The organism is Candidatus Marinimicrobia bacterium CG08_land_8_20_14_0_20_45_22 (genome assembly GCA_002774355.1).
GTDB lineage: Bacteria > Fidelibacterota > UBA2242 > UBA2242 > UBA2242 > 0-14-0-20-45-22.
In genome coordinates this window covers 528-1,355 of record PEYN01000039.1, presented here as the reverse complement: position 1 = coordinate 1,355, position 828 = coordinate 528, and the positions used below count along the sequence as shown (strand labels likewise).

General features: G+C 41.7%; 1 protein-coding gene. It reads left to right on the top strand.

The genetic code is table 11. The features are described from left to right. The first annotated feature begins 415 nt into the window (after positions 1–415). Positions 416–652: a hypothetical protein gene (locus tag COT43_02850; GenBank protein PIS29922.1), complete on the top strand. Its 237-nt coding sequence runs from the start codon at positions 416–418 to the stop codon at positions 650–652. Positions 653–828: the final 176 nt, after the last annotated feature.

Sequence of the window (828 nt, the reverse complement as noted above, 5' to 3'; positions counted from 1 at the left end):
AGTCCGCAAAGATGAACAATAAGATATTTCTCGCAAAGTCCGCGCAGAGTACGCAGAGAATTACTTCTCGCAGAGTCCGCGAAGAGGAACAATAAGATATTTCTCGCAAAGTCCGCAGAGTACGCAGAGAATTACTTCTCGCAGAGTACGCAGAGAATTCTTTCTAGCAGAGTACGCAGAGAAGAACAATAAGATATTTCTCGCAAAGTCCGCAAAGTACGCTTTTTTTTCAAATGGTTACGGAATTGATAAAATCGACACCGGCATCGAATATTCTGTATGTGAATTATGAAGACGATCGGTTGCGTTTGTTAAAGCGGAGGATTCCAGCTGGTTACTTGAAAATCTGGTATATCAGACGCTCGCAAGAAAATATGATGAAGTATATTATTGGAAAGATCGAACCGTTAGAGAGGTGGATTTTGTCATCCCGCAGAATTTTCAGAAAGATAATGAATTTGGGATCGTTCAGGTTTGTTATCGGATGGAGGACGAAAAAACTCGTCGGAGTGAGGTAAATGCGATTGTCAAAGCTTGTGAGGAATTTAAAGTGAATCAGGCACTGATCATCACGCGCGATCAGTGGGAGGATATTGAAGTTGGGGACATACGGATTAAAGCGATTCCGTTTATTCAATGGGTGATTGGATAGGAGTTTTGGACCAAAGCCTTTCCGCCGCTGGCGAAAAAAAAGATAAGATAAAAAGAAAAATGGGGGAGAAGATGCGCCAAAAGATACTGATTTCCCTATTCTCTGATTATTTCCTGTTTCTCAGGATTTCCACAATTCTTTCCGCCGCATGTCCGTCCCATAATTCGGGTATTTTT